Consider the following 6,714-nt stretch of genomic DNA (forward strand, 5'->3'; position numbering starts at 1 on the left):
AAGCTCTTCTGATTGTTGAGACACGGAACGGACTGACATTTGAGCGCCACACCGACCCTCGTCGCGCGTGCCGGGACATTCTTCCATCGGTATGCCAATCCCGGCCGGTTTCTCAAGCTGGGCGCACGCCTGCAACCCTGGCTGACATGGCCGGCCCTGCTGCTCACCCTTGCAGGGCTGGGCTGGGGACTGTTTTTCTCACCTGCCGACTGGCAGCAGGGGGATTCCGTCCGCATCATGTATGTACATGTGCCTGCCGCCATGCTGGCCTCCGCTGGCTATGCGGGGCTTGCCGTCTGCGCTGTGCTGTCCCTCGTCTGGCGGCATCCGTTGGCGGATCTGGCCGCGGTGGAAATCGGCCCGGTGGGAGCCTGCATTACCGCCTTATGTCTGGCCACCGGCTCCCTGTGGGGCAAGCCGATGTGGGGCACATGGTGGGTGTGGGACGCCCGGCTGACCTCCGTGCTGGTCCTGTTCTTCCTGTATCTCGGCCATATCGCGCTGATCCGCGCGTTTGATGATCCGCAGCGCGGTTACAAAGCCGCCGCCATTCTTGCTCTGGCAGGCGCTGTTGATCTGCCGGTGATCAAATTCAGTGTACAGTGGTGGAACACCCTGCATCAGCCGGATAGCATCACGCTGACAGGCGCGCCCACCATGTCCTCCTCCATGCTGTGGCCGCTGGCCCTGTCCACTCTGGGCTTCTCGCTGGGGTTTGCTGCCATTGTGCTGGCCCGCACCCGGGCCGCCGTGATGGAAAGCCGCATCCGCAGCCTGCTCTCCAGCCCGCGCCGCCGGGGTGGCTCCGCATCGGGAGACGCCGCATGACGCACCTGCCCTACATTCTGGCCAGCTACGGTCTGGCCACCGTTATTGCCCTGACGCTGTCCATCGGGGCAGCCCTTCGCCTGAAAAAGGCCCGGATGCGGCTGGCCGTTCTGGAACGCCCCTCCGACCGCACCACAGGAGCCACTTCGTCTCTATGACCCGCAAGACACGTCGCCTCTGGCTCGTTATCGCCTGCGTTGCCTGTCTGGGGGCTGCCGCGGCCCTCATGCTCAAGGCGTTTTCCTCAGATATCGTTTTCTTTGTCACGCCCTCGCAGGTCGAGGCATCCGCGCCCCCGGCGGACCGCACGGTGCGGCTGGGCGGCATGGTGGTGGCAGGCTCCGTCAAGCGGGAAAAGCAGGGGGAAACCCCCATTGCCCGCTTTGATGTGACGGACGGTCAGGCCGCTGTGACGGTGCGGTATGAAGGCATTCTGCCCGATCTGTTCCGTGAGGGGCAGAGTGTTGTGGCTGTTGGCACCATGCAGAAGGACGGGTTTGTCGCCAGTGAAGTGCTGGCCAAACATGATGAAACCTACATGCCGAAAGAAGTCGCGGAAGCCCTGAAAAAATCCGGGAAGTGGGACCCACGCTTTGGTGCCCCGCCCAGTGCCGCAAGCTGGAACAGCATGACGGTGCAGGATGCCAAAAAGGACCTCGCCCCTTCCGCCGCGCCCTCAACACCCGCTCCGGCATCTGCCCCGGCTGGCAACTAACCTCCTGTGCCACGCCCCGTTGTGTCTTTTGCGTCTTTAGCCTCTGTCTGGCAGGACTTCTGCCCTGCCAGACTCCTTTACGCTGTCCCGACAGCCCGCCACCCGGAGACATTCCTCTGATATGCTGAGCCCTGAACTCGGACATTATGCGCTGGCCCTTGCCTGCATCCTTGCCGTCGCGCAGGGCATTCTGCCTCTTATCGGCGCGCAACGGCGCGACAGACGGGTCATGATGCTCGCGCCGGGGCTGGCCGTGGGGCAGCTTCTGGCGTTGCTGACGGCTTTTCTCTGTCTGGTGAACGCCGCCGTCACGGATGATTTCTCCGTCCAGAATATTGCGGCCAACAGTGCCGTCACCAAGCCGCTGCTGTATAAAATCACCGGCGTCTGGGGCAATCATGAAGGCTCCATTCTGCTCTGGGCGCTTATTCTGGGCATCTGCGGGGCAGCCGTGGCGGCTTTCGGGCGCAATCTGCCGTCAGCTCTGCGGGCGCGGGTAATTGCCGTGCTGGGGGCCGTTGCCGCCGGGTTTGAGTTGTTCTGCCTGACCACATCAGACCCGTTTGCCCGTGTCTGGCCCGCCCCCATGGATGGGCAGGGCATGAACCCGCTGCTACAGGACCCCGGCCTCGCCTTCCATCCGCCTATTCTCTACACAGGGTATGTGGGTTTTGCGGTGCCCTTCGCCTTTGCCATTGCAGCACTGATTGAAGGCCGGGTGGATGCCGCATGGGGCCGCTGGGTCCGCCCGTGGGCGGTTGCGGCATGGTGTTTCCTGACCTGCGGCATCGCGCTGGGCTCATGGTGGTCCTATTACGTGCTGGGCTGGGGGGGCTACTGGTTCTGGGACCCGGTTGAAAACGCCTCCCTCATTCCCTGGCTGACCGGCACGGCGCTGATCCATTCCGCCATTGTGGTGGAAAAGCGGGAAAGCCTGAAAATCTGGACGGTGCTGCTGGCCATTGCCACGTTCTCCTTCTCGCTCTCCGGCACATTCCTTGTCCGCTCCGGTATTCTCAATTCCGTGCATGCTTTTGCGAATGACCCGGCGCGCGGCATCTTCATTCTTGGTCTGCTCGCGCTGGTCATTGGTGGTTCTCTGGCGCTGTTCGCGTACCGCGCCCCCACGCTGACGGCAGGCGGCCTGTTTGCCCCCATCTCGCGCGAGGGCGCTCTGGTGCTGAACAACATTCTGTTGTGTTCCATTTGCGCTGTGGTGCTGACGGGCACCATGTATCCACCGTTCATGTCTCTGCTGTTTGACCGCACCATTTCCGTCGGCAAACCGTTCTTTGACGCCACGACCATTCCGCTGGCCATTCCGCTCTTCATCTTCATGGGCTTTGGCCCGATGCTGCCTTGGAAGCGCGCACAGCTCTGGCCGGTACTGCAACGGCTGTGGATTGCAGCCCTGCTGGCCGGTGTGGCGTTTGCTGTCTTTACGTTTGGCATGTCCGGCATTCTGCCCATTCTGTGCAGCGCGCTGGCAGTGTGGGTCATTGCCTCGTCCGTGCTGGACCTGACGGAACGTGTGCGTCTGTTCCGCATGCCGCTTTCCGGCAGCTTTCAGCGCGCCCGCATGCTGCCCCGCTCCATTTTTGGCACAGCCATTGCCCATGCTGGCGTGGGCGTGACGGTTCTGGGGCTGGCGGCAATGTCTCAGGCGCAGCATAAAATTGTGGAAGTGCCGGTTGGCACGACGGAGCATCTAGCCGGGTATGACTGGACATTAACGAACGTCACGCAGGAACCGGGGCCAAACTATTCCGCTCTGGTTGCAACCCTTGAAGTGCGGCATAACGGCAAAATCGTCACCATCATGCACCCGTCCAAGCGCAGTTTTAACAGCCAGAACCAGACGACGACGGAAGTCTCCATCCACACCAATCTGCTGGCCGATCTGTATGGTGTGCTGGGTGACAAGCACGGCACGGACGCCGCCCCGACCTATGTGCTGCGCCTGCATTACAACCCGCTGGCCCCGTGGATGTGGCTGGGCGCGCTGATCATGGCGATTGGCGGCGTTCTGTCCCTTTCCGACCGGCGGATGCGCGTCGGCGCACCGCGCCGCGCAAAACCCACCCCCAATACGGTGACGGCAGCATGAGCACCCCTCCTGAAAACATAACCCGCAGGCGGCTGCTGATGGCCGCCCCACTGGCTGGCGCTGCCGTGATTGGCGTGGGATTCTGGAAAATGCTGTCCGGCATGCAGCACGGGTCCTTCAACCCGCATGATATCAATGCCCCGGTGCTCAACCGCCCGGTGCCGGACTTCAGTGTGCCGGATCAGGCCCCCGGTCAGGGGTTCAGCGCACAGGATCTGCGGGCGCTCACACAGCCGGTTCTGGTCAATTTCTTTGCCTCATGGTGCATCCCCTGCCTTGCGGAAATGCCAACCCTGATGGGCCTGAAGGATGATCTGCCAATGTGGGGCATTGCCTACAAGGATCGTCCGGAAAATGCCGCCGGGTTCCTGAAACATTCCGGCAATCCCTTCACCCGTCTTGGGAGCGACCGGGATGGCCGCGTGGGGATTGACTGGGGTATCTCCGGGGTGCCGGAAACCTTTCTGATTGGCCCCGGCGGTATTATCCGCTGGCATAGTGCGGCTCCGCTGGATGTGGATACCATCCGCGGAACTTTGGCGCCCCTGCTGGAAAGCCTGAAAAAATCATGATGCTGCGCCGCCTCTCCGCCCTGTTTCTTGGCTGTGCGCTGCTGCTGGCACCAGCTTTAGTTCTGGCGGTGGATGATCCGTCCGAAATGCTCCCCAACCCGCAGGAAGAAGCGCGGGCCGAAGCTATTGGCTCCCAGCTCCGCTGTCTGGTCTGCCAGAATGAATCCATTGAGGACAGCAGCGCAGGGCTTGCACGAGACCTGCGCCGCGTTGTGCGGGAGCATGTAGCCAAAGGCGAGAGCAACCGCCAGATTATGGACTGGATGGTCAACCGCTACGGCAATTTTATCCGCCTCAGCCCGCCGCTTTCCATTGGCACGCTGCTCCTGTGGAGCATGCCCGCACTGGCCCTGCTGCTGGGCCTGACCATTGCGTTTTTCTCCTACCGCCGCCGACGCACGGCCCCCGTTGCCCCCCCGCCGCTGACAGCGGAAGAAAAGGCCCGTCTGGCCGACCTGACAAAGGACTGAGCGCATGATCTGGCTTTCCATTGTGCTGTTAAGCTGTCTGGCTCTGGCTCCGGCGGCACTCCCCCTCTGGCGGCGCACCCGGCAGGTGCGGGATGAACGGAGTGCTGCGCTCGCGCTGCATGAAGCCCAGCTTTCTGAAATTGACCGCGATCTGGATATCGGCCTGATTGCCCCGGCGGAGCACGACATTGCCCGGCTGGAAATCCAGCGCCGTATTCTGGTGGCGGATACGGCCCCCGCGCAGGCGAATGACGTTCTGCCGCCCCTAGCCGTGTGGGGTGCGCTTGCGCTGATTCCCGTTGCCGCGGTCGGCCTGTATCTGACCAACGGCGTGCCCTCCCTGCCCGCGCAGCCGCTTGGCCCGCGTCTGGTGGCCCAGCATGAGCAGAACACGCGCGGAGATGCGGTTATCCAGCGCCTGAAAGCCGCACTGGCCATGATCCCGGCAGGAGACCCCAACCTGCGGCAGGGCTATCTGCTGCTCGGGCAGGCTGAGGCCACACGAGAACACTATGCGGAGGCCGCCGAGGCGTGGAACCACGCGCTCTCCCTCAGCTTTGACCCTGAACTTGCAGCCCGCACGGGGGAGGCCCTGACCCGTGCCGCAAGCCACGTCACCCCGCAGGCGCTTGACCTGTTCCGCAAGGCACTGGACGCTGCGCCCAAAGATGCCTCATGGCGCGGCCCCGTGCAGGCGCGCATTGCTGAGGGCGAGCATGAGCAGGATAATCCGTAAGCGGTGAGGCAGACGGATCTCTCTTTCTGATCGTTCTCAGATTTTATAAATCAGGCGGATAAATCCATGGCGGCAAGAAGGGCTCTGGCATGGATTTCAAGCGTATCAAGGCACGCAATAGGAAGAGCAAGACCGTCAAACAGAAGAGGAAGTTCCGTGCAGCCCAGCACCACAGCCTCTATCCCTTCTTTGGCGATCAGGTTTTGAATAACCCGTAAAAAGCCGGACCGGGTTTCTTCAGTAACAATTCCATGTTCCAGCTCATGCGCGATTTTTTCCGCGATATAGTCCAGATCTTTTGCGTCAGGAGCAAAAACCTCTATTCCTTTTTCCCGGAATGGTTTTTTGAAAAAATCCCCTTCCATCGTGAACCGCGTGCCCAGCAGTCCAACCTTTTTCAATCCCTGCCTGCTGGCCTCTTCACACGTCGCCTTGATAATACTGACGACCGGAACAGGAGATTTTGCTTCCAGCACATCAAACACAATGTGCGGTGTATTCCCCGTCAGGGAAACAACGTCACACCCAGCGGCTACGAGGTTCTCAATGCCATTGAGAATGTAGTGTGCAAGATCATCATATTTCTTTTCTGAGCAGAAGTTCAGGACGTTAAAAACATTCAGGCTTTCTATGGTGATATTCGGGAAAAACTCTTTCCCCACAATTTTATTCGCACCATACACAATTTTTTTATAATAAATCAGGGTAGACTCTGGCCCTGTTCCGCCGATCAAGCCGAGTTTTTTCATCTCAATACTTTCTTACGCTGCAAAAATAGTCTTTTCCAAACACTCAGACGCGGCCTGAACACTCTCCATCCGCCAGCCAGTTTCCGTGACGGCTTTCCAGCAAAACCCACGCTTTGCTTCTGGGCTTCAGGTCGGTGAGCGTTCCGTTACAAACCGCAATCCAAGCGCCATGAAGGCAATCCCGGCACAGCGGTCAATCCAGCGGCGGCATCTGAGGAAAACTGCTGAAACCCGATCAAGACTCAGCAGCAGCGTCACAAACGCAAACCAGACCACCGCAACAACAAATGACGTGCCCCCTTTTTTGTATCCACTTAAAAGGAGAGTTCCCGTTTTTTATGGCTTGGGGTTGATGGAATGACAAGGGTCTCGGGGGCATGCCCCCGAGACCCTTGTCTGGCGATCTGATCCGGTGTCCTGCCATCCAGCTGGGAATGGGGACGCACCGTATTGTAGTCTTCCCGCCAGTCAGCCAGAACCTGTCGGGCATGGCTGAGAGACGTGAACAGCGTCTCGTTGAGGCATTCATCCCTCAAC

General features: G+C 60.5%; 9 protein-coding genes. 7 read left to right on the forward strand and 2 right to left on the reverse strand.

The window, feature by feature from the left end; all coding sequences use genetic code 11:
* Positions 1 to 39 precede the first annotated feature (39 nt).
* The 7 genes from KP699_RS07770 to ccmI all read left to right on the forward strand — a co-directional run bounded on the left by KP699_RS07770 (position 40) and on the right by ccmI (position 5,428).
* Complete coding sequence (locus tag KP699_RS07770; protein ID WP_077930152.1) at positions 40 to 828, forward strand: heme ABC transporter permease; 789 nt, start codon at positions 40 to 42, stop codon at positions 826 to 828.
* The gene (locus KP699_RS07775) at positions 825 to 986 is read left to right on the forward strand and encodes a hypothetical protein (protein ID WP_167347358.1); all 162 of its coding nucleotides are present in this window, start codon (positions 825 to 827) and stop codon (positions 984 to 986) included. Before KP699_RS07770 ends, KP699_RS07775 begins: the two co-directional genes overlap by 4 nt.
* Entirely contained in the window at positions 983 to 1,543 is a 561-nt protein-coding gene (gene ccmE, locus KP699_RS07780; protein WP_215762170.1) for a cytochrome c maturation protein CcmE, read from the forward strand. The genes KP699_RS07775 and ccmE overlap by 4 nt, the downstream gene beginning before the upstream one ends.
* 121 nt (positions 1,544 to 1,664) lie before the next feature.
* Entirely contained in the window at positions 1,665 to 3,650 is a 1,986-nt protein-coding gene (locus tag KP699_RS07785) for a heme lyase CcmF/NrfE family subunit (RefSeq protein WP_215762171.1), read from the forward strand.
* Positions 3,647 to 4,222 (forward strand): DsbE family thiol:disulfide interchange protein, encoded by a 576-nt coding sequence (locus KP699_RS07790; protein WP_077930155.1) that lies wholly within the window; start codon positions 3,647 to 3,649, stop codon positions 4,220 to 4,222. Before KP699_RS07785 ends, KP699_RS07790 begins: the two co-directional genes overlap by 4 nt.
* On the forward strand, positions 4,216 to 4,692 hold the full coding sequence (locus KP699_RS07795; protein ID WP_212354722.1) for a cytochrome c-type biogenesis protein: 477 nt from the start codon (positions 4,216 to 4,218) through the stop codon (positions 4,690 to 4,692). The genes KP699_RS07790 and KP699_RS07795 overlap by 7 nt, the downstream gene beginning before the upstream one ends.
* Positions 4,693 to 4,696: 4 nt before the next feature.
* A complete protein-coding gene (gene ccmI / locus KP699_RS07800) occupies positions 4,697 to 5,428 on the forward strand; it encodes a c-type cytochrome biogenesis protein CcmI (RefSeq protein WP_215762172.1) in 732 nt (243 codons plus the stop codon).
* A 50-nt stretch (positions 5,429 to 5,478) separates the two neighbouring features.
* Here the strand turns inward: ccmI and KP699_RS07805 are convergent, their stop codons facing one another.
* Together KP699_RS07805 and KP699_RS16390 are read right to left on the reverse strand one after the other, a co-directional pair.
* A complete protein-coding gene (locus KP699_RS07805) occupies positions 5,479 to 6,177 on the reverse strand; it encodes an aspartate/glutamate racemase family protein (RefSeq protein ID WP_215762173.1) in 699 nt (232 codons plus the stop codon).
* A gap of 314 nt (positions 6,178 to 6,491) precedes the next feature.
* Positions 6,492 to 6,714, reverse strand: a 223-nt coding sequence (locus KP699_RS16390) for a transposase (protein ID WP_252346871.1), incomplete at its 5' end; no start/stop codon positions are given.

Origin of the sequence: Acetobacter sp. P1H12_c (genome assembly GCF_018811975.1) — a bacterium.
GTDB classification, from domain to species: domain Bacteria; phylum Pseudomonadota; class Alphaproteobacteria; order Acetobacterales; family Acetobacteraceae; genus Acetobacter; species Acetobacter persici.